This is a genomic window from Shinella sp. WSD5-1 (assembly GCF_963942435.1).
Lineage (GTDB): Bacteria > Pseudomonadota > Alphaproteobacteria > Rhizobiales > Rhizobiaceae > Shinella > Shinella yambaruensis.
Map to the genome: position 1 here is coordinate 4163726 of NZ_OZ012596.1, position 25308 is coordinate 4189033.

21 protein-coding genes and 1 pseudogene are annotated in these 25308 nt (G+C 63.2%); 4 read left to right on the forward strand and 18 right to left on the reverse strand.

Annotated elements, in window-relative coordinates:
- Positions 1 to 99 precede the first annotated feature (99 nt).
- Positions 100 to 1452 carry an acyclic terpene utilization AtuA family protein gene (locus AABQ55_RS20370; protein WP_272806327.1) on the forward strand — a complete coding sequence of 451 codons (1353 nt, stop codon included), beginning with the start codon at positions 100 to 102 and terminating at the stop codon, positions 1450 to 1452.
- Between the two features lie 49 nt (positions 1453 to 1501).
- Positions 1502 to 2563 carry a LacI family DNA-binding transcriptional regulator gene (locus AABQ55_RS20375; RefSeq protein ID WP_272806328.1) on the forward strand — a complete coding sequence of 354 codons (1062 nt, stop codon included), beginning with the start codon at positions 1502 to 1504 and terminating at the stop codon, positions 2561 to 2563.
- Between the two features lie 17 nt (positions 2564 to 2580).
- Here the strand turns inward: AABQ55_RS20375 and AABQ55_RS20380 are convergent, their stop codons facing one another.
- The 16 genes from AABQ55_RS20380 to AABQ55_RS20455 all read right to left on the reverse strand — a co-directional run bounded on the left by AABQ55_RS20380 (position 2581) and on the right by AABQ55_RS20455 (position 19749).
- Entirely contained in the window at positions 2581 to 3231 is a 651-nt protein-coding gene (locus AABQ55_RS20380) for an amino acid ABC transporter permease (protein WP_272806329.1), read from the reverse strand.
- Between the two features lie 10 nt (positions 3232 to 3241).
- Positions 3242 to 3907, reverse strand: coding sequence for an amino acid ABC transporter permease (locus AABQ55_RS20385; RefSeq protein WP_272806330.1), 666 nt, complete (start codon positions 3905 to 3907; stop codon positions 3242 to 3244).
- A 12-nt stretch (positions 3908 to 3919) separates the two neighbouring features.
- The gene (locus AABQ55_RS20390; protein WP_272806331.1) at positions 3920 to 4666 is read right to left on the reverse strand and encodes an amino acid ABC transporter ATP-binding protein; all 747 of its coding nucleotides are present in this window, start codon (positions 4664 to 4666) and stop codon (positions 3920 to 3922) included.
- 29 nt (positions 4667 to 4695) lie between these two features.
- Entirely contained in the window at positions 4696 to 5811 is a 1116-nt protein-coding gene (locus AABQ55_RS20395; protein WP_272806332.1) for a transporter substrate-binding domain-containing protein, read from the reverse strand.
- A gap of 68 nt (positions 5812 to 5879) precedes the next feature.
- On the reverse strand, positions 5880 to 7313 hold the full coding sequence (locus tag AABQ55_RS20400) for an aldehyde dehydrogenase family protein (RefSeq protein WP_272806333.1): 1434 nt from the start codon (positions 7311 to 7313) through the stop codon (positions 5880 to 5882).
- A gap of 43 nt (positions 7314 to 7356) precedes the next feature.
- Positions 7357 to 8415 carry an Ldh family oxidoreductase gene (locus AABQ55_RS20405; protein WP_272806334.1) on the reverse strand — a complete coding sequence of 353 codons (1059 nt, stop codon included), beginning with the start codon at positions 8413 to 8415 and terminating at the stop codon, positions 7357 to 7359.
- Positions 8412 to 10106, reverse strand: a complete 1695-nt coding sequence (locus AABQ55_RS20410) for an ABC transporter ATP-binding protein (RefSeq protein WP_272806335.1) — start codon at positions 10104 to 10106, stop codon at positions 8412 to 8414. The genes AABQ55_RS20405 and AABQ55_RS20410 overlap by 4 nt, the downstream gene beginning before the upstream one ends.
- Entirely contained in the window at positions 10099 to 10995 is an 897-nt protein-coding gene (locus tag AABQ55_RS20415) for an ABC transporter permease (protein WP_272807507.1), read from the reverse strand. The genes AABQ55_RS20410 and AABQ55_RS20415 overlap by 8 nt, the downstream gene beginning before the upstream one ends.
- A 26-nt stretch (positions 10996 to 11021) precedes the next feature.
- The gene (locus tag AABQ55_RS20420; protein WP_272806336.1) at positions 11022 to 11933 is read right to left on the reverse strand and encodes an ABC transporter permease; all 912 of its coding nucleotides are present in this window, start codon (positions 11931 to 11933) and stop codon (positions 11022 to 11024) included.
- Between the two features lie 65 nt (positions 11934 to 11998).
- Positions 11999 to 13525 (reverse strand): ABC transporter substrate-binding protein, encoded by a 1527-nt coding sequence (locus AABQ55_RS20425; protein WP_272806337.1) that lies wholly within the window; start codon positions 13523 to 13525, stop codon positions 11999 to 12001.
- A gap of 60 nt (positions 13526 to 13585) precedes the next feature.
- Positions 13586 to 14512, reverse strand: a complete 927-nt coding sequence (locus tag AABQ55_RS20430; RefSeq protein ID WP_272806338.1) for a dihydrodipicolinate synthase family protein — start codon at positions 14510 to 14512, stop codon at positions 13586 to 13588.
- Between the two features lie 176 nt (positions 14513 to 14688).
- On the reverse strand, positions 14689 to 15678 hold the full coding sequence (locus AABQ55_RS20435; RefSeq protein ID WP_272806339.1) for an ABC transporter substrate-binding protein: 990 nt from the start codon (positions 15676 to 15678) through the stop codon (positions 14689 to 14691).
- Positions 15679 to 15718: 40 nt separating this feature from the next.
- Positions 15719 to 16558, reverse strand: coding sequence for an ABC transporter permease (locus tag AABQ55_RS20440; protein WP_443021161.1), 840 nt, complete (start codon positions 16556 to 16558; stop codon positions 15719 to 15721).
- Positions 16559 to 16577: 19 nt separating this feature from the next.
- The gene (locus AABQ55_RS20445) at positions 16578 to 17384 is read right to left on the reverse strand and encodes an ABC transporter ATP-binding protein (RefSeq protein ID WP_272807508.1); all 807 of its coding nucleotides are present in this window, start codon (positions 17382 to 17384) and stop codon (positions 16578 to 16580) included.
- 115 nt (positions 17385 to 17499) lie between these two features.
- Positions 17500 to 18726, reverse strand: a complete 1227-nt coding sequence (locus AABQ55_RS20450; protein WP_272806341.1) for an enolase C-terminal domain-like protein — start codon at positions 18724 to 18726, stop codon at positions 17500 to 17502.
- 126 nt (positions 18727 to 18852) lie between these two features.
- Positions 18853 to 19749 carry a LysR family transcriptional regulator gene (locus AABQ55_RS20455; RefSeq protein ID WP_272806342.1) on the reverse strand — a complete coding sequence of 299 codons (897 nt, stop codon included), beginning with the start codon at positions 19747 to 19749 and terminating at the stop codon, positions 18853 to 18855.
- A 207-nt stretch (positions 19750 to 19956) separates the two neighbouring features.
- Here AABQ55_RS20455 and AABQ55_RS20460 point away from each other — a divergent pair, with 207 nt between their 5' ends.
- Together AABQ55_RS20460 and AABQ55_RS20465 are read left to right on the forward strand one after the other, a co-directional pair.
- A complete protein-coding gene (locus AABQ55_RS20460) occupies positions 19957 to 20901 on the forward strand; it encodes a bile acid:sodium symporter family protein (protein WP_272806343.1) in 945 nt (314 codons plus the stop codon).
- 134 nt (positions 20902 to 21035) lie between these two features.
- Positions 21036 to 22439: an alanine/glycine:cation symporter family protein gene (locus AABQ55_RS20465; RefSeq protein ID WP_272807509.1), complete on the forward strand. Its 1404-nt coding sequence runs from the start codon at positions 21036 to 21038 to the stop codon at positions 22437 to 22439.
- 197 nt (positions 22440 to 22636) lie between these two features.
- Here the strand turns inward: AABQ55_RS20465 and nhaA are convergent.
- A pseudogene (gene nhaA / locus AABQ55_RS20470) lies at positions 22637 to 24049 on the reverse strand (Na+/H+ antiporter NhaA).
- A gap of 175 nt (positions 24050 to 24224) precedes the next feature.
- Positions 24225 to 25211: an alpha/beta hydrolase family esterase gene (locus AABQ55_RS20475; RefSeq protein WP_272806344.1), complete on the reverse strand. Its 987-nt coding sequence runs from the start codon at positions 25209 to 25211 to the stop codon at positions 24225 to 24227.
- Positions 25212 to 25308 lie beyond the last annotated feature (97 nt).

The following is a 25308-nucleotide window of genomic DNA, read 5'->3' on the forward strand; positions in this document are numbered from 1 at the left end:
ATTCCCATCGTAAAATGGCGTGCAAGCCTGCAGCACGGGCAATAGCTTTTGCCGTGTCACGAGGGCGGGTCTGAGCGCCCGGAGCATATGGAGGAAAATATGGGCTCGTCGAAAACCATCCGTATCGGAGCAGGCTCCGCACATGAGGGCGACGATGTTTATGGCGCGCAGACCCTGGCGGAAAAGGGCGACCTGGACTACCTCGTCTTCGACTGCCAGTCCGAGGTCGCCCTGAGCAAGGCATATACGCGCCGTGAAAACGGCATTCCCGGCTACGACATCCTCTTCGAAGCAAAGCTCAGGAAGGTCCTCCCGGCATGCGTGGGCCGCGGAACCAGGATCATCGCCAATGCGGGCATTCTCGATCCCAAGGGTGCCGCCGGCGCCATCATGAAGGTCTGCCGCGAGCTGGGATACGGGCATTTGAAGGTGGCTTATGTCAGCGGCGGCGACGTCACCGATCAGTTGCGGCAGGAGAACCCGACCATCGCCGATACGAATGCGCCGCTTTCCGCCTTCGGCAACGCCTTCCTCGGCGCGGTCGCCTATGGTGGCGCGAGAGAAATCGTCGCCGCGCTCGCGGCGGGCGCCGACATCGTCATCACGCCGCGCGCCGGCGATTCCGAGCAGTACTTGGCGGCGATGATCCACGAATTCGGCTGGTTCTTCGACGACTGGGAAAAGATGGGCCGCGGACTGGGCCTCGGCCATCTCGTCGAATGCTCCGCGCAGATATCGGGCGGATGCTATGCCGATCCGGGGCGCAAGGATGTCGAGGGCCTCGACCGCCTCGGCTTTCCCATTCTCGAAGTCGAGGCCGATGGCAGCGCCGTCATCACGAAGGTGGAGGGCACCGGGGGCGTGATCAACGAGCAGACCTGCAGGGAGCAGCTCGTCTATGAGATCGGCGACCCCGCCCGCTACATTCATGCGGACGCCATCGTCGACTTCACCACCACGCGGATCACACAGGTCGGGCCGGATCGCGTTCGCATCGAAGGCACGGGCGGCAAGCCGAAGACGGATACGGTGAAGGTCGGGCTCGCCGTGCGCGAAGGCTATATCGGCGTCGGCCGCCTTCTCTTCGGCGGTGTCGGCGCCGTGGAAAAGGCGAAGCTCGCGGCCGAGATCTGCCGGAGACAGCTCATGGACAGGCACGGCTTCTCGGAGGATCGCCTTCGCTTCGACTATATCGGTTTCAACGCGTTGTTCGACTGGGGAACCGATCCCGCCGCCGTGAGGGAAGTTGAACTGCGCGTGTCGGGGCGTGCGCTCACGCGCGGCGAGGCCGCCGAAGTGATGGGAGCCGTGTCGCTGTTGCCGTGTAACGGGCCGGCCGGCGTGTTCTGGCCCCGCCCGACCGACCAGGGCGGGATCGAGGAAATCATGGGCTATTACTCGACCTTCCTGCCGCACGGCGATGTGAAATACCAGGTCCACATGGCGGATTAAACGCTGGCAGGAAGGTGCACCCTGTCATAGGCTTCGCCTGAGACTAGTCTTGAACCAGGTCAGCATGCGCATGCGCGAGCCAACGCGAAAGACCAAGCCGAGCAGACTGGACGACGTCGCTCGGCTTGCCGGCGTCGGGATCGCAACGGTCGATCGCGTGCTGAACGAACGGGGAGGCGTGAAGCCCGAAACCGCCCGGAAAGTCATTCTCGCGGCCCAGCAGCTTCACCTTGCCCGCCGGCTGCCCAATCCCTACCGGCGAAGCCTGCGCATCGCAGTTATCTTCCCGCCGCCGGTCACGCAATTCTTCCGCCGCGTCAACGAGGCAGTGCTTCAGATCGCATCCACGCTGGATCGCGAAGTGACGCTGCATCGCATCTTCGCCGATCCGGACAGCCCGACGGATGTCGCTGCCCAGTTCCAGAACTCCACGGCGGACGCCTTTGTCCTCTACGCGTCAGAAATGCCCAAGACGGTCGAAGCTGTCAGGCGCGCCTCCGACAGCGGCCGTCCCGTCGTGACCTTCGTGAACGACATGCCCGACTCCGGCCGCCTCGCGCATACGGGCATCGACAACCATGCGGCCGGGCGCACCGCGGGGTACTTCGCCGCGCGGATGACCAGCGAACCTGGATCCGTCGTCGTCCTCTACAGAGGGCCTGAATATCGCGTGCACCAGCAACGGCTACGCGGCTTCGAAACCGCACTGGCGCAGCACGCGCCGCGCCTTGCCGTATCGGCCCTGATCGAGGGTCCCATCGAACGGGCGCATATATTGCACACGTTCGGACGCTATCTGATCGAGAAAGGCCCGCCGCTCATCGTCTACAGCACCGGGGGCGGCTCGGGCGAACTCGGCAGCGAACTGGCGAAATCCAACTGCGTCGGCAAGACGCTCTTCATCGGCCATGAATTGACCGATCAGTCGCGCGATCTCCTGGCGCGCGGAATCATGACGCTGGCGATCGACCAGAATCCCGAGCTCCAGCTTCGCGTAGCGATCGACACGATCCTCGGCGAGCTCGGATATATCGGATCGATCCCCGCAAGCACGATCGTCCCCTTCACGGTCTTCAGCCCTGAAAACGTCGGTTCGGCCCTTTCCGGCTAGAATGCCTGCGGCGCCGGTCACCCGGCTGCGAGATACCGTTTCTCCAGGCTGGCGCTTGCAATGGACAACGGCCAACAGATCGCGAAATAGAGTGCCGCCACGCCGCCGAAGACCAGAAGCGGCTGCATGGTCGCGTTGGAGACGATGACGCCTGCGCGGCTGAGTTCCGTGAAGCCGACGATGGTGCACAGCGACGTGCCCTTGATGAACGTCACCAGAAAGCCGACGGTGCCCGGCAGCGAGATCCGGATCGCCTGCGGAAAGATGACGTACCACATCCGGTCGACATAGCCCAAACCCAGGGCGAGCGCGGCCTCCGACTGGCCGCGCGGAACGGACTGGATGGCGCCCCGCCATATCTCGCCGAGAAAGGCGCTGGCATGGAAGGTGAAGGCGATGACGATCGACGTCCAGGGGCTGGGGTTCATTCCGATGATTGGAAGCCCGTAGAACGCGATGAAGAGCTGCATCAGGAGAGGCGTTCCCCTGAACACCTCGATATAGGCCTGTGCGGCACGCGCGACGGCCGGAATGCTCGAGGCGCGGCAGGCGGCGACGACAACCCCGATCAACCCTCCGCAGACGAAGGCAACGACCGATATATACACCGTCCACTTGGCGCCTTCCAGAATGAGCCACAGGTCGTTCAGAACCAGGTCTCGAACCACAGCCTTCTCCTTAGACGGGATATCTGAAAATGAACTTGTCGACGCGCGAGAGAGCGAAGGACAACAGCAATGCCATCGAGAGATATATCGCGGAAAGCGTGAAATAGACCTCGAAGCTTCTATAGGTCGAATACTCGATCTCCTGGCCGAAATAGGTCAGCTCGGTCGCGCCGACGGAAGAAGCGACGCTCGTCATCAGCATCAGGAGGACGAACTGGCTCACCAGCGCCGGGTAGACCTTTCGCACGGCCGGCTTGAGGACGATGTAGAAGAACGTTTCCAGGTTCCCGAGACCCAGAGCCAGACCGGCCTCGGTCTGGCCCCGCGGTATCGATGTGATGCCGCCTCGAATGATCTCGGACGAATAGGCGGCGAAGTTCGCCGATAGCGCGATCAGCGCCGCGGTGTTGGAATCGAAGCGCACGCCCATCGCGGGGAAGCCGAAATAGATGAAGTAGATCTGCACGAGAAACGGCGTGTTGCGGAACAACTGGACATAGGCGCCTGCAAGGAACGCGAGGACGCCGACCTTCGACATCCTGAGCAGGAGGATCAATATGGCGGCGACGATGCCGACGCACATCGCAAGGAACGAAAGACCAAGGGTCCAAAGACATCCCAGCAGGAGCCTGTCGGCCTGGTCGAGGACAACCGAGAAATCGAAATCGTATTGCATCCGCTTGCTCGCTCACGAAAGGATCTGTGCAAGAAAGGCCTTCGTCCTGTCATGTTCAGGATTGTCGAAAAACGCGGCCGGAGGCTTCTCCTCGACGATCCGCCCGCCGTCCATGAAGATCACCCGGTCGGCGACCTTGCGGGCGAAGCCCATCTCGTGGGTCACGCAGATCATGGTCATGCCTTCGCTGGCCAGCTCCGTCATCGTATCGAGAACCTCCTTCACCATTTCCGGATCGAGCGCCGACGTCGGCTCGTCGAACAGGATCAGCTTGGGAGACATGCAGAGCGCACGCGCGATTGCCACCCGCTGCTGCTGGCCGCCGGAAAGCTGTGCCGGATATTTGCTTGCCTGGTCCGCCACGCGCACGCGCTGGAGATATTGCTGCGCGACCGCATTCGCGCTCTGGCGCGACAGGCCTCGCACCCGGCGGGGCGCCAGGGTACAGTTCTGCAGGACGGTCATGTGGGGGAAAAGGTTGAACTGCTGGAAGACCATGCCGGCCTCGGACCGGATGCGCTTCACCTGCTCGCTGGTCCCGTCGAGGCGCGTGCCGTTGACGGTGATGGTTCCGCCCTGGATTTCCTCCAAGCAGTTGATGCATCGGATGAGCGTCGACTTGCCCGAGCCGGACGGACCGCAGACCACGATCCGCTCGCCGCTTCTGACGGTAAGGGTGACATCTTTGAGGGCATGAAAGTATCCATAGTACTTGTTCAGACCTTGGATCGATACGGCAGTCGTTTCAGCGCTATTCATGCCCTCACCTTCGATGTCGCGTGTCGTTCTCAGTCGATTTTCCAGGAGATGCCGTCGATGCTCTCCGGGAATTCGGGCAGCGGTTCGAGCAGCCATTTCTGGCTGATTTTCTCGAGCTCGCCGTTCGCCATCGCCTTGTCGAGGAAGCCGTTCACGAAATCGAGGAACTCCTTGTCGTTCTTGCGGATGCCGCCGCCCTGATACTGCGAACCCAGCTTGATCTTGTTTTCAAACTCTGTCCGTCCCATGCGGGTAAAGTTGCCTATGTAGGTGCTGTTTCCAACGATGACGTCCGCTTGGCCCGACATGAGTGCCAGGATGGAGCTCTGCGGGTCATCGTATCTCACGATCGACGCGTCGGCCGGTGCTTTCTCGGTAATGATCTTTTCCTCGGCCGACGCCTTCGAAGCGGAGATCTTCAGGCCGGAAAGATCGGGAAAATCCTTGATCTCCCTGTCTTTCGGACCGATGACCCAATAAGACAGGCCCGCATAGGGCTTCGTGAACTGCAGGACTTCCGCCCGGTCCGGGAACATCCCCAGCACAGCGAAGAGGATGTCCACCTTGCCGGTGACCAATTGCGCAATCCGGCTCTGCCCGGTTACGGGGACGAGTTCCAGGTCGACGCCGATCTCGTTTGCCAGGAGCCGGGCGACGTCAATATCGTACCCGACCAGAGCTCCGCTTTCATCCGCAAATCCCCACGGCATGTTCGCGGCCTGCACGCCGACCCTGAGCTTGCCGGCGCTCTTGACGGCCTCCAGCGTCTGCGCTGAGGCCTGAAGGGCAGAAGCCGGCAAAAGTGCCAGCAGCAGGAGGGAAAGGACGGCACCAATCCCGCCGCTTCGTCCGGCGCGACATATCTGGCGAAAATATCTGAGAATATACAGCATGCGCTCCTCCTTGTTTTGCAACGCCGTGGAAAGCAAGCAGCAAGTCTCATGCGAGAGCTTGGCCTCTGATGACAGATGCAGGCTGTTTGCACATCCTCCGGGCGGTGGATCTCCTCCTCCGACCGCGCCTTGATAGTAAGCGAAGGTTCCACCACACAAAGCCTGTTCGTGATGGGAAACCATCAACACGACGATGCGTTCGAAAGTGCCGACAAACGAGAAATCCGGCTGGCGAAGCAGAGAATGCTGCATCCAGCAGTTTCCAGCAACCCGGCTTAAGGCAGGGGAAAACTTGGCCCCCGTGCCGGCCGGCCTTTGTCTCACGCCAGGGTGTAGGCGGTCTTGACGGTTGTGTAGAATTCGCTGGCATAGCGGCCCTGCTCGCGCGGGCCATGGGACGAGCCCTTGCGCCCGCCGAAGGGCACATGGAAATCGACGCCCGCCGTCGGCAGGTTGACCATGACCATGCCGGCCTCCGCATTGCGCTTGAAATGCGTCGCATGCTTGAGGCTCGTCGTGGCGATGCCGGAGGACAGGCCGAAAGGCGTGTCGTTGGCGACGGCGAGCGCTTCCTCATAGTCCTTGACGCGGATGACCGCGGCGACCGGGCCGAAGATCTCCTCGCGCGAAATGCGCATGTCGTTCGTCGCCTCGGTAAAGAGCGCCGGCGCGAGGTAGAAGCCGGGCGTGTCCCGCTTCAGGCGCTCGCCGCCGAAGGCGAGCCTTGCGCCTTCCTGCCGGCCGATCTCGATATAGTCCGTGTCCTGCTTGAGCTGGCTCTCGTCGACGACCGGGCCGATATGCGTGCCGGCTTTCAGGGCATCATCGACGACGACGCTCTTCAGCCGCTCGCCGACGGCGGCGACGAATCTGTCGTGGATACCCTCCGTCACGATGACGCGCGAGGAGGCGGTGCAGCGCTGGCCGGTGGAGAAGAAGGCCGAGTTGACGGCGGCTTCCACGGCGACGGAAAGGTCCGCATCATCGAGCACGACGAACGGATTCTTGCCGCCCATTTCGAGCTGGTACTTGCGGTTATGTTCGACGGAGGCGAGCGCGACGCGTTTTCCGGTGCCGGTGGACCCCGTGAAGGTGATGGCGTTGACATCGGGACTGTCGAGCATGGTCTGGCCGACGACGGAGCCCTTGCCCATGACGAGGTTGAGGACGCCCTTCGGCAGGCCGGCACGCACGAGGATGTCGACGATAGCCCAGGAACAGCCGGGCACCAGCTCGGCGGGCTTGAAGACGACCGTGTTGCCATAGGCGAGCGCCGGCGCGATCTTCCAGGCCGGGATGGCGATCGGGAAATTCCAGGGCGTGATGATGCCGACGACGCCGACCGGCTCGCGGGTGATCTCGACGCCGATGTTCGGACGGACAGAGGGCAGCACCTCGCCGGCAAGGCGCAGGCATTCACCGGCGAAGAAATCGAAGATCTGGCCGGCACGCACCGTCTCGCCGATGCCTTCGGCCAGCGTCTTGCCCTCCTCGCGCGAGAGCAGCCGGCCGAGCTCGTCCTTGCGGGCCAAAATCTCGTCGGCGGTCTTCCTGAGGATCGCATGGCGCTCCAGGATGCCGGAGCGCGACCAGGCCGGAAACGCGGCCTTCGCCGCCGCGATCGCCGCCCTGGTGTCCTCGGCGGAGGCGCGGGCATATTCTCCCACCACGTCATCCGTGTTCGACGGGTTGATGTTCCGGATCGCGTCCGTGCCGACCCATTCGCCGGCAATCAGGTTCTGGTGGAGCGTCATGCAAGGTCCTCGAATGATCTTCAGGCCGCTGAAAGGCTGACGTTCAGGCAGAAAAGCGGACGTCCGCAAAGGCGTCGATGCCGCGGGCGCTCGCCAATGCGACAAGGCGCTCGAACAGCTCGTCCGCGATTTCCAGACCGCCTTGCAGCTGACGGCGCTTCTCCGACATGGCGCGCTCGCCGGGGAGCCGGATTCCTTTTGCCCCTTCCGCTGGACGGCTCGTCTTGCAGCGCCGCACGAAATCGGTCGTTTCGGCGAGAAATGCCTCCGCGCCGCAGAAGGCGGCCGGATCGATCAGCTGAAGGAAGACGCCCTGGGCGCCACGTTGCTTCGGCGTCAGCCGCCCGTGGCCGGAGAGCGCCAACGCGAAGGCTTCCACCATGATGCCGAAACCGAAACCCTTGTAGCCGAAATCCTCGCCGCCGAGCGGCATGATCGTACCCGGCGGGTCGGCCGTCAGCGCATTCGGGTCGTCCGTCGGGCGGCCCTTGTTATCGACCACCCAGCGCCCGGGAAGCGGCCTGCTCCTGTCCGCGCTCTGGACCTGGGCGTTGGAGACGAGAGACGTGCACTGGTCGATGAGGATGGGATCGCCCTGCGTCGGGATGGCTGCGGCAATCGGGTTGGAGGTCAGCACCGGATCGCGCCCGCCGAAGGGCGCGACGGAAGCGACGCCGGGATCCGTCACCATCATCAGGCAAAGATAGCCGCGTCGCGCCGGCTCCTCCAGATAGGCTTGCAGGCTGCCGATATGCGAGCAATTGGCGACGCTCGCGGTGACGACGGGCTCGCGTTCCGCCTTGTCGTACAGCGAGCGCAGCGCCCTACACACGATGGCCGCTCCCGGCAGGCGATGCGCCTGCCAGTTGAGCGTCGAGGCGGTCTCCCGGACGACGGTGATGTCGCCGTCCTTGCGGATGAGGTCCTTTTCGAGCCGTTCCAGATAAGTGGGCAGCATGGCAAGGCCATGGGTCCTGTGCCCCATGAGGTCGCTCTCGACCATGATGTGGCTCATGTCCCCGGCAAGATCCGCCCTGAGACCGGCAGCCGTCAGCAGGCGTATGACGTCGGCGCGAACCGTTTCCACGTTCACGATTTTCATGGTGTATTCCTTGTCTCTGCGCGCGGGGCGCCGGGACGGCCCGCCGTCTCGATCCGCTGCATCCAGGCCGGAATCTCGCCTGCGCCGAGCAGCTTGCGGGTATAGTCGTCCCGTGGCCGCAGGAAGAGGTCGTCGGTCCGCCCGTGTTCGACCACAGCGCCGGCCTTCATCACCATGATCTCGTCGGCGAAGCTGCGGACGACCGGCAGGTCGTGCGTAATGAAGATGTAGGACAGGTCGAGCTTGTCCCTGAGGTCGGCAAGCAGCGTGATGATCTGCGCCTGGATGGAGACGTCAAGCGCCGACACCGCCTCGTCGCAGATGACGATGCGTGGCTCGGAGGCGAGCGCCCGGGCGATGGCGATGCGCTGCCTTTGGCCGCCGGAAAACTGATGCGGATAGCGCTCCGCATGCTCCGGCTTGAGGCCGACGAGGCCGAGCAGCTCCCGGACGCGGTCGCGCCACTGCGCCCTTGGCAGGATATCCCGGTGGATGGCCAGGGGCTCGGCGATGATGTCGGCGACCGTCATCTTCGGGTTGAGCGAGCCGTAGGGGTCCTGGAACACCATCTGCACGTCGCGCCGGAAGGCGCGCAGCTCGGCCCCGCGCAGCGAGAACAGGTTCCTGTCGCGGTAGTGCACCGAGCCGGAGCTCGGATCGGTGAGGCGCATCAGCAGGCGCGCGATGGTCGATTTGCCGGAGCCGGATTCGCCGACGATGCCGAGCGTCTGCTTCTCACGCAGGGTGAAACTGACGCGGTCGACAGCGCGCAGCGTGCCGGCCGAGCCTCCGACGAGACCCCTCGAAAGCTGGTATTCCTTGGTGAGGTCGCGGGCGACGAGAAGCGGCGGGCGCAGCTCGCCCTCCTCGCCGCTCCGCCGCGTCTTTTCCACATGCGGGATCGCTTCGAGAAGCTGGCGCGTATAGGCGGCTTTCGGCACCGTGAGGACGTCGCGGATCCCGCCGCTCTCGACGATCGTGCCGTCCTTGATGATCGCAACCCTGTCGGCCATGAGACCGGCGACGGTGAGGTCGTGGGTGATGAGGATGAGGCCCATGCCCATCTCTCGCTGGAGATCCTTCAGGAGGTCGAGGATCTGGCGCTGGACGGTGACGTCGAGCGCTGTCGTCGGCTCGTCCGCGATGATAAGCTTCGGCGAGAGCGCCAGCGCCATGGCGATCATCACGCGCTGGCGCTGGCCGCCCGAGAACTGGTGCGGATATTGGTCCGCCCGACTGCGCGCATTGGGGATACCGACGCGCTCCATGAGGGCGATCGCCTTTTCCCTGGCTTCGGTGGCATCGCCGGCCCGTCCATGAATGTGGAAGACCTCCGCGATCTGCCAGCCGGCGCTGTAGACGGGATTGAGATGGGCAAGCGGATCCTGGAAGATGATGGCGATCTCGGAACCGTTGATCTTGCGCCGCTCCGCCGGGGACATCGCGAGCAGGTCCCTGCCCTCGAAGCGCACGCTTCCGGCGGTGATGCGGCCGGGCGGCATGTCGAGGATGTTCATCACGACCGAGGCGCTGACGCTCTTGCCGGATCCCGACTCTCCGAGGATCGCCAGCGTCTCGCCGCACTCGACCGTGAGGCTGATGCCATCGACGGCCTTCACCACGCCGCGCGGGCCGGAGAACTGCACCTTGAGGCCTTCGATCGCCAGCAAGGGGGTGTGCGGTTCAGTCATCTTTTCGTCCTCCTTCCAGCCGCCAGCGCTGCTGCGGATCGGTCACGATGCGCAACCAGCTCGCCAGGATGTTGAGCGAAAGCGCGGTGAGCGTGATGGCAAGGCCGGGCCAGAACGACAGCCACCAGGCGCTTGCGATATAGTTGCGGCCCGTCGCAACCATCGAGCCCCAGGTGAAATCAGGAGCCTGGATTCCAAGCCCGAGGAAGCTGAGGCCGGATTCGGTGATGATGACGGTGGCGAAGTCGACGGCGGCGATGGTCAGCAACGTCGGCAGCACGATCGGCACGATATGCCGTAAGAGCACGCGCGCGGGGCTTGCTCCCATGGCGATGGCCGCCGTGACGAAGACCCGGCTTCGCGCCTCCATGACCTCGGCGCGCGTCGTGCGCAGATAGACGGGAATGCGCGTGATTGCGAGCACGATGACGAGATTGCCGACGCTCGGGCCGAGCACGTAGAGAACGACCAGTGCCGTCAGCAGCGACGGGAAGCTCATGATCATGTCGGTCAATCGCATGATCACGTCGCTCACCAGCCCGCCGCGATAGCCGGCGATAAGCCCGAGCAGGGCCCCGACGGCGAGCGACGTGACGACCGCGGCCACCGCGACCCCCATCGTGGCCTGCGCACCGACCATGATGCGGGCGAGCAGGCTGCGGCCGAGATTGTCGCCGCCGAGAATGTAGAGAAAGCCCTTGCCGAACTGCGGCGGCGTGTTGCGGCCGGCAAAGTTGATACCACCCGCCGCGTCCCCCACCAGCGACGGCCCGACGAGGCAGGTGACCGTAAGCAGGAGAAGGAAGAGCGCGGCAAGCGTCGCGAACTTGTCCGCCCACAGCAGCGCGAGGACCGTTGCGAGTCCCGAACGGCGCGGGCTGGAGTCCATCGTCTTGGTGCCTTCGGCAAGATAGGTCATGCGTGCCTCACGCGAGGATCGAGGACGACATAGGCGATGTCGAGCAGGATGTTCAGGATGAGGATCGCGCAGGCCGTGACGAGGATTGACGCCTGGATGACGGCGAAATCGCGCTGCATGATCGCATCGATCATCAGCCGCCCGATGCCCGGCCAGCCGAACACGGTCTCGACGATGACAGCCCCGTTCAGGAGATTGGCGGCAAGGTCGCCGGCAACGGTGATCACCGGCAGCATCGAATTGCGCAGCGCATGCACGAAGACGATCTTGGCCTGGCTGGCGCCTTTCGCATAAGCAGTCTTTATATAGGGCGAGGAGAGCGCGCCGATCATCGAGCCGCGCACGACCTGGCCGAGCAGGCCGAAGGGCCGGAGCGCGAGCACGAAGAGCGGCATGATCCAGTAGGCCGGCCCGCCGACGCCGGAGGTCGGCAGCCAGCCGAGGCTGACGGCGAAAATCAGGACGAGGATGATCGCCACCCAGAAATCGGGCGTGCTGGCTCCTGTCAGGGAGAGCACGCTGATCAGGCGGTCGAAAACGCCGCCGGGCCTGCGCGCGGCGAGCGAGCCGCACAGGATCGCCCCGGCAAAGGCGATGGCGAGCGCCATCGATACGAGCTTCAGCGTGTGCGGGAAAGCTTCCAGCGCGATGTCCATGGCGGAGCGCTGCTGGCTGAGCGACCTACCGAAATCGAGATGCAGGAGATCGACCACATAGCGCCCGAACTGGGCGTAGACCGGATCGTCAAAGCCGTGGAGCCGCGAAAAGGCCTCGCGGTCGGCCGGCGACGCATCGAGCGGCAGGAACAGGTAGGAGGGATCGCCAGTCATGCGCGACAGGAAGAAGACAAGCAGCAGGAGGCCGGCCATCGACAGGAGGGTGAAGAGTGAACGCTTGAAGAATCTCATGACCTCTTCCTTGATCTGGAGGGTACGTGAGGATGCGGCCCCGGCAGGGCCGCATCATGAAGGTGCTATTCGCTGGCCCGGAAGCGGATTTCCGACAGGTCGATCTCGCTGTTGGTCGCCAGCGACGGGCGCCAATCAAGGCGCGGATTGACCCTCGTGTAGCCGATCATGTGGTACATGTAGACGTCGGCCACGATGTCGTCGTGGAGAATCCTGAAGGCCTCCTGGAAGGCTTTCGTGCGGGTCTCATCGGTGGCCGGCTCGGCCTTGGCGATCAGGTCGTCGACGCGCTTGTCGTAGACCGCCGAATTGACGCCTTCGGAATGATACTTGTTGAAGGCCGTGAAGGTGGCGTCGCCGAGAAGATTGTCGTGCTGGTCCTGGTGGAGGTTCGCCATGTCCGGCTCCGGGAAGGGCCGGTTCTGGTAGCGCAGCCAATTGCCCGTATCGAACATGCGGATCTTCGTGTTGAGGCCGATCTCGCTCCACATGGCCTGCATGGCCTCGAGCGCCTCGCCGGCATTCACATAGATTTCGTTGCGGCCGATGATGGTGATCTCCTTGTCGACCGGCACGCCGTCCGCCTTGGCCTCGGCGAGAAGCTGCCTGGCCTTCTCCGGATCGTAGGGGAAGGGCTTGATATCCGGGTTGAACCCGTTGACGTTCGGGCCGACGAGCTGCTCGGCAAGCTTCGCCTCCTCGCCGAACAGCACCTTCAGACCTTCGCGGTCGATCGCAAGGTTGAGCGCCAGCCGCACGCGCCTGTCGTCGAGCGGCGGCACAGTCGTGCTGATGCGAAGCCGCGTCGTCTCGCCGTTCGGATAGGCGAGATCCGTTTCGGGATTGTCGGCATCGGCGACGGAGATGATGGGCGTGAGATCGGCTTCGCTCGTCGCGACCATGGCCGCGCGCAGCGCTGATTCCGAACGCCACACGTAGCGCGCCCCGGACACGACCGGATTTTCGCCCCAATAGTTTTCCCGCCGTTCTACCGTGATGTCCGTGCCGGCGTTCCAGGCCGTCAGGACATAGGGGCCTGTGCCGATCGGATTGCGGCTCGCGCCCTCCAGCGTCATGTTGGGCGAGCTCATCTGCACCACGGTCATCATCGTGGGGAAGATCGGGATCGGCTTGCTGGTCTTGAAGTCGACCACATGGTCGCTGACGACCGTCGTCTGGATATCGACGCCGCCAAGGGTCTGCTGCTTGGTGTTGCAGGTCATGTCACCGCGCTGCAGGCGGTCGATCGAGGCGGCGACGGCCTTCGCATCGAAGGGCGCACCGTCGGAGAACGTCACGCCTTCGCACAGGTGGAAGCGCCATGTGTCGGGCGCGGTCTGCTCCCAACTGGTCGCGAGCTCCGGCTTCACCTCGCCGGTCTGCGGGTCGATGACGGTGAGCGGCTCGGTGATGTTCTGGACCAGCACGCGGCCGACGCTGGAATGCTTGGATTCGCACGGCTCCAGCGACGGCGGCTCCTCCGGCAGCACCACCGTCACGGTGTCGTTCGCGGCATGCGCCTGCGTGAAAAGGCCGGCGACCGCCAGCAGCCCCGAAATGCCCGCGGCAAGATATGTCTTTCCTTTCGGCATGCGTTCCTCCCATGGATTGAAATTAAGGCCCGCGCCCTCCCCGGCGCGGGCATCAGGCGGTCAGGCCGCCTTGCGGAATGTTCCAATCAGCTTTTCCGTCGTCAGCAGAGACGAGAGCATCTCGCTTTGCGCGGCCGTGAGGGGCCAGGCGGACGGCGCGCGTGTCGGGCCGCAGTCGTGCCCCATCATCTGCAGCGCGGTTTTGACGCCGGTGACATTGGTGCCGTTCATCTCCTGCGCGCGCACCTCCTCGAAGGCGCCCATGCGCTGGATCAGCGCCCCGGCCTCGTCGTAACGGCCGGCGTCGAGCGCCCGGTGAATGGCGACGGAGTGCTCCGGCCAGACGTTGATCAGGCCGGAGGTGAAGCCGCGCGCGCCGACCGCGTAGAGCGGCGGTGCCCAGGTTTCTGCAAGCCCGCCGACCCAGACGATATGCGAGGGCGTGTTGTGGATCGCCTCGGCCAGTTTCATCGGGTTTGGCGTCGCCCATTTGACGCCGATGACACCTTCGAGATTGCAGATGTCCTGGATCGCCCTCAGGCCGATGAGGTCGTTGCGCAGATAGAGGATGAGCGGCAGGCCGCCGCTCGCCTCGTGCACCCGTCGGACATAGTCGACGATGCCGCGCGGCGCGACGAAGGGGTCCGGCGGCTGGTGGATCATCAGCGCGGCGGCGCCCGCTTCGGCCGAGGTCTTCGCCAGGCGGCAGGCGTCCTTGATCGAGCGGCCGATGCCCGCCAGCAGCGGAATGCGGCCGTCGACCAGCTCTGCGGCCGCCCGAATCATGGTTTCGGCCTCGTCGGCCGTCAGCGCGTAGAATTCGCCGGTATTGCCGTTCGAGACGAGGATGTGCACGCCGGCCGCGATCGCCCGGTCGATGATCGGCTTCAGGCGCTGCGGCGCAACCTCATCCTCGCCGTCGAACGGCGTGACGAGAATGCCCGATATGCCCGTCAGAGCCTTGGCGAGATCGAATTGGACGCCCATGCAAACCTCCCTGTTTCCTGCATTTAATCTGGACTGAAGGGGATGCTAGGAGGTCGATTGATAAAGGTCCATTTCATAAAGCCACTCGATCAATACAGAATTTGCATCAATTTCGAGAGCGCACAAAAAAGGGCGGAGACTGCGCTCCGCCCGGAAAAAGCTTCATCGAAGGCCCGTCAGCTGCCCTGACGCGCGGTGATCTCGGGGAAATAAAGGTCTTCCCACTTTTCGGGTCCGATCGGGATGATGCCGGCGCGATGCATGAACTGGACCACCGGCAACGTGCCTTGCGGGGTCGCCGAAAACACCGAGCCTTTCTCGTCCAATACCTGCAGGACCTCTTCCACGCTCAGCTTGTCGCCGCTGACGCGCAGATAAAGCTCGGCCGCGGCCTTCTTGTCCTTGTTGATGAAGTCGTTGGCCTCATCCAGCGCCGCGATCAGCGCCTTGACCGCCACCGGATTCGCGTCGTGGAAGGCCGTGGTCGTGAACATGATGTTGCTGACGAGCGGCGTATCGGACAGCTCGGCGCTGTCAAACACCTTGTGCACCTTGGGATCGCGCAGTTCCAGAACCGAGTAAGGCGGTGTCGAGAAATGCGTATTGACCTCGTGTTGCGGGTTCAGGAGCGCCTGCAGGGAATCCGAGTGGGAAAGCTGCACCGTCTGGGCATCGAGCTTCGTGCGCCCTTCCTCGCCGTAGAGCTTCTCGAGCGCCATGGAGAGCATTACCGCCTGGTTGGAGACCTTCACTGTCGGCACGGCAATACGGTCGTTCTCGGTGAAATCCTTCAATGATTTCACATCGGGATTGCGCGTCAGGAGCGGCAGCGAGATGCCCGCGACGCCCGCAACGCCCTTGACGTTGCCCTTCGTGCGCGCCCACAGGATGCCGAAGTTGGTCAGGCCCGCCGAGACGAACTCAACATTGCCTGAGATCAGGGCATCCGTGGTCGCGCCGCCGTTCGCGAAGGTGATCCACTGCGCCTTGAGGTCGGGCTGGCCGAGTTCCGCGGCGTGCTTCTCGAAAAGCTTCTGCTCCTCCATCACCATGGACGGCAGGTTGTTCATCTGCAGTTGCTTGGCGAAGCGCACATCCTGGGCCAGAGCGCTGCTGGTCACCGCGGCCAGCAAGCCGGCGATGACGCCTACGGTCTTGAGTTTCACTGTCTTTCCTCCTTTGGTGGACCTGCCTCTTTCCCACAGGTCAGTTTTGCACGCCCCATTTCTGGATGGTGCTGCGTTCGATGGTCTTGAAGATCAGGTTTTCGATCACGAGGCCGATGACGATGACCATCAGCAGCCCGGCGAAAACCGCGGGAATGTCGAGAATGTTGCGGTTCTCGAAAATGTACCAGCCAAGCCCGCCCTGGCCGGACGACACACCGAACACCAGCTCGGCGGCAATCAGGGTACGCCAGGCGAACGCCCAGCCGATCTTCAAGCCCGTCAGGATCGTCGGAAAGGCAGCGGGCACCAGAATCTTGAAGACGTAGCGTAGTCCCTTGAGCTCATAGTTGCACCCGACCATGCGGATCGTCGGCGAGACGCTGCGGAAACCCGAATGCGTGTTGAGCGCGACCGCCCACATGACGGAATGCACGAGCACGAAGACGAGGCTGCCGATCCCGAGACCGAACCAGATAAGGGCGAGCGGTAGGAGCGCGATCGCAGGAAGCGGATTGAACGTCGCCGTCAGCGTCTCCAGGAGGTCCGTGCCGAGGCGCGTGTTGATCGCGAGGATCGTCAAGGCGGAGGCCAGAAGCACGCCGACGCCGTAGCCCAGAACGAGGATCTTCAAGGAGGCCCAGGTCCGCTCGAAGAGCACGCCGTTCAGGACTGAGGACCAAAGCGAGATGAGCGTATCGGTCAGGGTCGGAAAAAGCAGCGGATTTCCGAGCACGCGCGCATAGATTTCCCAGACGGCGGCCAGCACCAGCAGGATGAAGGTCTTGCGCACGGCGCCGTGCGACCAGAATAGTTCCAGGCCGGAAAGGCGCACCTGCAAGTCGACCTTGCCGGTCGCGTCAGGGATATCCGGGCGCATGATGATGGTCGGCTGCATATCAATGTTCCTCCCCGGCAAACAGCAATTCGTGGATTTCGGCTTCGAGTTTCGCCGCCGAACCGTCCGAGACATTGATCTTGTCGACGTCGCAGACCTCCGCCTTCACGCGGCCCGGATGCGGCGACAGGAGCAGGATACGGTTACCGATCTTGATGGCCTCGCCGATCGAGTGGGTGACAAAGAGAACCGTGAACTTCGTATCGTCCCACAACCGCAGCAACTCGTCTTGGCAGGTGCGCCGGGTCAGGGCGTCGAGCGCGGCGAAGGGTTCGTCCATAAGCAAGACGTCCGGCTCCATCGCCATGCCGCGTGCAATCGCAACGCGCTGTTTCATGCCGCCGGAAAGCGTGTGCGGATAGGCATCGGCGACGCGGCTGAGACCGACCTTTTCGATATAGTGACGTGCCTTCTCTTCTGCTTCGCGGGCGGAAAGCTTCGCGGCGTTCAGCAACGGGAACATCACATTGCCGAGGACCGTCCTCCAGGGAAGAAGCTGGTCGAACTCCTGGAAGACCATCATGCGGTCGGCGCCGGGCTGGGTAACCTTGCGGCCGTTGATGGTGATCGTGCCCTCGTCCGGCTGCAGATAGCCGCCGACTGCCTTCAGCAAGGTGGATTTGCCGCAGCCGGACGGCCCGAGCAGGATAAAACGATCGCTACGATTGACGTTGAAAGTCACGCCCTTGGTGGCCGTGATCATCATCTCCTGTGTCTTATAGCGAAGGGTAACGTTGTTGACCTCCACGAGCGGGGACGTCGCAGCCTGTTCGACTATCCGGCTCGAAGGCCTGCTGATTGCGTTCATGATGGACGCCTCCTCCGTCCCGTCGGCGCCCGCTCGGCCATGATATTGACCCGCGCCACGCGACATATGCGTTTGATACCTCCGTCCCGTTTGCCGGGGCAGAGGCCCACCCCGGTCAGCCCGCGGCTATTGTTTCAGTCGCCTGATGATTCCGCTTGATCAAGTCGGCATCGTATTCGACGCCGATCCCCGGTCGGTTCGGCACTGTCAGTGTACCGTCCTTGCCGATGGAATTGACATTGTCGCTATAGCCGCAGGTGTAGATCTCCGGTGAGGGGTCGTCCATGGCGGGCGAAACGTTCGCGCATTCATACATGGTCGTGCTCTGCATGGCGGCGACAAGGTGACGGTGGACCGGGCTCGGGCCATGCATTTCGACCGATACACCGAGGGATTCGGCAAAGCGGATCGTCTTGAGGCAGCCGGTGACGCCGAGATCGTAATGCACGTCAGCGCGCAGGATGTCCGTGCCGCCGGCCAGCAGAAAGTCGGCCTTCGCCTCCGGACCTGTCACATGCTCCGTCTGGAGGATCGGAATGTTGAGGGCCTCGCGCAACGCTCTATGCTGATGGATACCGACGCCGAGGGGACGCAGTGGATCCTCGAACCAGCGGAAGCCCGCCTCCTCGCAGGCCCTGCCGACGAAGATCGCGTCGCTGATGGAATCGAAGACGCAGGCCGGGTCGAGCATCAGTTCCGTGCGCTCGCCGAGCTTCTCGCGCATATAGGCGACGTTCTCCGCCTCCTCCCACTTGTTGCCCTCGTGCCAGCTGTGCATCTTGAAGCCCTTCCAGCCCTTCTCCTTCAGGCCGAGGAAGAAGTCGGCGACGGCCTCCTTGTCGGGGAGATTGTCGAGGCGGTCACCATTGTGGCAGGACGCATAGGCCGGGATCGCCTCGCGGAAACCGCCGAGGAGTTGCGACAGGCTGGCGTTATAGGCCTTGCCGGCAAGATCCCAGAGCGCATTGTCGACGAAGCTGAGGCCGTAGGAATTGGACGGCCGGCCGGCACGGCGAGCGGTACGCCAGATGAGCTCGCGCTCGTGCCAGCGGTTGCCCACCGCGACCTTGGCGGCGACAACAGCCTGGTCCACCGTACCGGTCGTCGCGAAATTCGCATATTCGCCGACAAGACCGTCGGACGTGAAGATCCGGACGAGAAGAACAGGCCGCGTGTAGACGGCGCCAGGTGTATAGACCATCGAGCCGCCGACGACGTTCGATTTGTAGTTCCGGGCGAAGTTCTTGATATCCACGGTAAACGTGGTGATTTCGACCCTGTCGATCGTGCCGGTGGTCAAAGATGCCTTGGCGACATCGCTTTCCTTGACGTGGCTGGTCATGCTCTCTCCCTGGAATGCTGCTGGACTGCGCAGGATCATTTCACCCTGATCGATACGCGTCCAATCGCATTCGAGGATTGATCGATACCCAACTTGTATCAGATCAGCGCTAACCCACGGCAAGATCTAAACGTCGATCGCCGCATTCTCGGCGATGATGTTTCTCGCCATTTCGACAATGGGGCTGTCATTGCCGCGACGCCAGGCAAGGTACACTTCGACGCATGCTTCTTCAGGAAGATCGATCGCCCGGAAGACGATATTGGGCAGGCGGATGACCTGGGAAGAGCGCGGCACAAGCGCACAGCCGACACCGGCGCTCACGAGGGCGAGAATGGTGTGGGTCTGGCCGAGATACTGCACGAACTTCGGACGCACCTGTGCATAGGTGAAGAGCGGCGCAAGAATCTCGTACGTGTACCAGCCGTCCGCCGGCGAATACATCACGAAAGGCTGCCCATCGAGATCTTCGATCCCGATCTTAGCTCTCTTCTCCAGCGGATGATCTGCATGCAGGGCGACAACAAAGCGCTCCCGCTGGATGCATTGCAGCTCCAGACGCTCTTTCTCGCGCGGCAGGCGAATCACGCCGAGGTCCGTCCGTCCTGCGGTCAGTGCCTCGATCTGTTCGATCGTCAACATTTCGTGCAGCAGAAGATTCACGCCGGGCGCCTTGGCACCAATGGCCTTGATGATCCGCGGCATGATGTCGAAGGCTGCAACAGGAATGAACCCAAACGAAATGCTGCCATGCTGGCCGGCCTCGGCCTGGCGCGCGGTCAGGGAAGCCGCCTCGGCGCGCTTCAGCAAATCCTGCGCCTCGACGAAGAACGACCTGCCAGCAGCCGTCAGGCGCACCGACCGACTCGTGCGCTCGAACAATTTGACATTGAGATCGTCTTCCAACAGCTGGATTTGCCGGCTCAGCGGCGGCTGCGTCATATGAAGGTGCTCGGCCGCGCGCCGGAAATTGAGCTCGCGCGCGACGGCAACAAAGCATCTGAGTTGGCTGAGTTCGAACATGCACTCCTCACCGGTTCCGGATACCTGCTTTCCCATCCTGGGGAAGAGAGATCAACCGGTTTTGTAAGCGATCGTTTTCGCCTGTCGAACGAGCTTCCGAACTAACGGATTTAGAGATTCGGCTCCGTCTAAGCCACGATTGCCCGCTTGACAGAAAGGCCGGTGTCTATAGACCCGCGGCAGACATTTTTTGTTGGAGCAAGCATAGTGAAAGCACTGGCATCCGTTTCGGCCTTCGTCGGCAAGACCTTCGCCGGCTGGGTCATCCTCTTCGCGGTCCTCGGCTTCTTTTTCCCCGACACCTTCAAGCAGTTCGCTCCTTGGATCGTCACGCTTCTGGCGATCATCATGTTCGGGATGGGCCTGACGTTGTCGGTGGACGATTTCCGCGAGGTGGTGAAGCGTCCCTTCGATGTCGCCATCGGCGTGCTCGGCCAATTCCTCATCATGCCTCTTCTCGCCGTCCTGCTGACGCGGATCATCCCGATGCCGCCCGAGGTCGCAGCCGGCGTCATCCTCGTCGGCTGCTGCCCGGGCGGCACATCGTCGAATGTCATGACGTACCTGTCGAAGGGCGACGTCGCGCTGTCGGTCGCCTGCACGTCGGTCACGACGCTGGCCGCGCCGCTCATCACGCCCTTCCTCGTCTGGCTGTTCGCCAGCCAGTACCTGCCCGTCGACGGCTGGGCCATGTTCCTCAGCATCGTCAAGGTCATTCTTGTCCCGCTCGCGCTCGGCGCGCTCCTTCAGAAACTGCTGCCCGGCGTCGTCAAGGCGGCGGTGCCGGCGCTGCCGCTCGTCAGCGTCGTCGGTATCGTCCTCATCGTTTCTGCCGTCGTCGGCGCGTCGAAGGCGTCGATTGTCCAGTCCGGTCTGATGATCTTTGCCGTCGTCGTCCTTCACAACGGCCTCGGTTACCTGCTCGGCTTCTTCGCGGCGAAAGCCACAGGACTGTCGCTTGCCAAGCGCAAGGCGATCGCCATCGAGGTCGGCATGCAGAATTCCGGTCTCGGCGCGGCGCTGGCGACCGCGTATTTCTCGCCGATCGCCGCCGTTCCCAGTGCCATCTTCAGCGTCTGGCACAACATCTCGGGCGCACTGCTGGCCAACTGGTTCGCGGGGCGCAAGGAAGAGGCGGCCACGGCGCGCTGAAGCGCCGCCTTCAAACTTGCGGTTTCACAACTCCCGTGCAACGATCCGGTCACCGGGACAACCACGGCGCTGCGGCGCTTGGTTGTCGGCGGACGCAATGAGCATTCCTATCGAAGAGGGCCGCCGTGACCGTTCTGAATGCCGTCATCGACTTCCTGAACACGATCTTCTGGGGCTATGTCCTCATCTATGGGCTGATCGCCGTCGGCATCTATTTCACGCTGCGGCTGGGCTTCATCCAGTTCCGGCATTTCCCCGAACTGTTCCGGTCGGTGATGCGGGCGCCGGCCAGCGACGCCAGCGGCATCACGCCATTCCAGGCGCTGTGCACCAGCCTCGCGTCCCGGGTCGGCACAGGCAATCTTGCCGGCGTCGCGGTCGCCCTCTTCCTTGGCGGTCCCGGCGCATTGTTCTGGATGTGGGTCGTCGCGGCGGTCGGCATGGCGACCGCCTATTCCGAAAGCACGCTCGCGCAACTCTACAAGATCACGGACCACAATGGCCAATATCGCGGCGGTCCGGCCTTCTATATTTCCCGGGGACTTAACGCGCCTTGGGCGGGCGTGATCTTCTCGGTCTGCCTCATCATCGCCTTCGGCCTGGTCTTCAACGCGGTCCAGGCGAACTCCATCGCCGACGCCATGCAGGGCGCCTTCGGCATCGACAAGATCTGGGTCGGCGTTGCGCTCGCGGTGCTGACGGGCATCGTGATCTTCGGCGGCATCCGGCAGATCGCCCAGGTGGCGGAATATGTCGTCCCGTTCATGGCCGTCGCCTATCTCGGCATGGCCCTCTACGTGGTCGTCGCCAACATCACCGAGGTGCCCGCTGTGCTTGCGCTGATCGTCAAGAGCGCCTTCGGCATCGAGCAAGCGGCGGGCGGTATCGCCGGAGCCATGCTCAACGGCGTCAAGCGCGGCCTTTTCTCCAACGAGGCCGGCATGGGGTCGGCGCCGAACATCGCGGCGGTCGCCACCCCCTCCCCGCATCACCCGTCCAGCCAGGGTTTCGTACAGGCGCTCGGCGTCTTCATCGATACGATCCTGATCTGCACGGCGACAGGCGTCATGATCCTGCTTTCCGGCGTCATGACGCCCGGCTCGGAACTCACCGGGACGCCGCTGACGCAGGAGGCCATGGTCGCTCATATCGGTGAGGCCGGCCGCTACTTCATCGCCATCGCCATCTTCTTCTTCGCCTTCACCTCCATCATCGGCAACTACGCCTATTCGGAGAATGCGATGGTTTTCCTCAAGCTCGACAACAAGGGCGCGATCAGCGGTCTCAGGGTCGCCGTCCTGCTCATGGTGATCTGGGGCGCCTATACGACAGTGGCCGTCGTGTTCAACATGGCCGACGCGGCGATGGGTCTGATGGCGTCGGTCAACCTGATCGCCATCCTGCTGCTTTCCGGCACCGTCGCCAAGCTGACGAAGGACTATTTCGACCAGAAGAAGACGGGCGAGCCGCGCTTCGATCCCGAAGCCTATCCGGAACTGAAGGGCAAGATCGAGCATTCGATCTGGTCCCGGACATGACACCGGGCCGCGCTGGCCGATCAGACAAAGTGGGCGACGAGCGGGAAGATGAGAAGAAGCGTGACGATGACGCAGGCGATGTTCGCCGCGATCGTTGCCAGGCGCTCCGCTCTCGCTAGCTGCTTATCCATTAGATTTTCCGCATATAAAGAAGTCCCATGGAAGGGCGACGCCGTGTCCGCCTGGTGAACGGCCGATCAGGGATATCCCGCCGGATTGCCGCTGCCGGCCATATCCTTCGGCGCCATGCCCCGGGCGTAGAGGACGCCCCATCCGAGCCCCAGCAGCGCCGAAACGAAGGAGCCCGCAAGAACGCCAAGTTTCGCGGCGGCGAGCATATCCTCGTCGGTGAAGGCCAGCATCGAGACGAAGATGGACATGGTGAAGCCGATGCCGGCCAGCAACCCGATGAGCCAGACGCCGCCCCAACCCATGCCGGGGGGCAAGCGGCACAGGCCGAGGCGCACCAGCAGCCAGCTTACGGAAGCGACGCCCAGCGGCTTGCCCGCGATCAGGGCGATGCCGACGCCGATCATCACCCATAGCGGGGCACCGCCCGAGAGATCGACGCCGGCGAAGCTGACCCCGGCATTCGCCAGCGCGAACAGCGGCATCACCCCGTAGGCCACCCAGGGATGCAGGGCCGCCTGCACGCGCACGACGGGCGGAAGGAGTTCGCGCTGGGCGCGGCGCAGTTCCTTGAGTGGGCCGCTCATATGGTCGGTTTTTCCATTCTGCTCCAGCCCGAGGAGCTCGGTGGCGATGCGCGACAGGGCATCCAGCGGGTTTTCACGCAGGCGCACGGACGTAACCGGCGTCATCAACCCCAGTACGACCCCTGCCAGCGTCGGATGTGCGCCGGTCATCAGCAGGCCGGACCAGATGATCGCTCCCGGCAACACATAGACATAAGCCGACCCAACGCCCATTCCCTGGAGAGCGAACACCATGACGATGCCGAGGGCGGCTACGGCAAAGCCGCCATATTCCAAACCGCCGGAATAGAAGAAGGCAATGATGAGGACGGCAATGACGTCGTCGATGATCGCCAGCGTCAGCAGGAACACACGCACATTGCCCGGTATGGATTTGCCGAGCAGCGCCAGAACGCCGACGGCGAAGGCGATGTCCGTGGCCGTCGGAATGGCCCAGCCTTGCGCCTGCGGGCCGGAACCGTTCAGGGCCAGATAGACCAACGCCGGCACGACTACACCGCCTATGGCTGCCGATGGGCAGAGACGCCTGCCGCAGATCGCTCAGCGCGCCCTCGTGGATCTCCCGCCGGATCTCCATGCCAACCACGAGGAAGAACACGGTCATCAGCGCGTCGTTGATCCAGAAATGGAGAGGGCGATCGAAAACCAGCTCGCCCACGCCAACCGAGAGGGACATGTGCCAGAGGTGGTGATAGCTTTCCGATAGCGGCGAGTTCGCCCAGATGAGGGCTACCGCCGCCGCGACCAGCAAGACAGCTCCACTGACCGCCTCGATATGCAGGAAGCGTTCAAGGGATGCGAGCGCACGTTCGGTGAGAATCTGGGCACGGGGGCGCTTCTGCGCAGGCGTGGTGCGTTTCATGGTACGGTCTCTCCGCGTGGCGGCCCGACCAACGCAAGAAACCTGCCTTCCCGCACCATGCGAGAGACACCCATGCGCCTTCTAACAAACCGGAAGTGATTTTCCAACCGTCGGTGTCGTCCGGCTGTAGATTTCAGACTTGGACAGCGGATTTGTAATTTGCGAAGTCTGATGATGGCGACATCACCGCCTCAGGCGCTTCGCGGCTCAGCCGGCCCGTCCCGCCGCCTCCCCTGCCGTCAGGGGCGTTTCTTCCGGCGAGCGCGTGTTCTTGAAGAATTCCCACATGCGGCCCGTCGCATCGCGCTCCGAGGTCACCTTGCCGTTCGCGTCGAAGGTTCGGAACAGCACGCTGCTCGACGGCCAGGCATGGGTGTTATCCTTGAGCAGATAGGACGTAATGCGCGCGCCACCGGCGCAGGCCTTGAATGACAAGGCCGTCATCGCCGCGTCAGTGACGAGGTTGCCCTTGCCTTCGCACTTGTCGAGTTCCGCCCAGCGCTTCAGCGCCGCCTCGCCGCCATATTGCCAATAGGATTTGCCGCCGCCCAGGAAAGGATTGGTGACATCCTTCATGCCTGAGAACGCGATGATCGAGATCGGGTTGCCGGGCTTGCAGCTTGCGATATCCGGCTGCCAAACACCATCACGCTCGACGGGATAGCCGGCACGCAAGCCCATGACGAAGCCGGCGGCGGCAAATTCCGAATGGCCGTTGCAGATGTACTGGGACAGCATGCGCCCGCCGCCCGAATAGCCGGAGGCGTAGATGCGGGTCGGGTCGACACAGAACGTCTCCTTGACCGTCTTGACCGCATCCTTGATGTAGCGCTCGTCATCAAGGTTTCCGCCATGCGTTACGCCCGGCACATTCCAGGCATGGGTACCCTCGTACTCACCGTCGAGACTGCCCTGCAACGCGATCGCGACGAACCCCTCGTGCTCGGCGACGGTGTTCCAGCCACTCCGGCGGAACTGGCCTGCCGGGCCGGAATTGCTGCCGTGAAAGTCGAAGACGACCGCAAGCCTCGTCTTGCCGTCATAGGCGGTCGGGATGTGCGCCAGTGCCGGCCGTTCGAAGCCGCCGGTCTTCACCGTGAAATCCATCCGGCCGGGTTCCAAGGGCTGGCCGCATCCCGCGGCAAAACCAGGCCCCGCCAGGCCGAGAAAGAGGAACAGTCCCATCGCCGTCACGCGAACAGACCCTTCAGGCCGCAAGCGGCCACGCAGACGAGTTTCCATCAAAACGCCTTGTGATTTCCGGTGTGTTTCGGCGGGCGCTGCGGTCCAT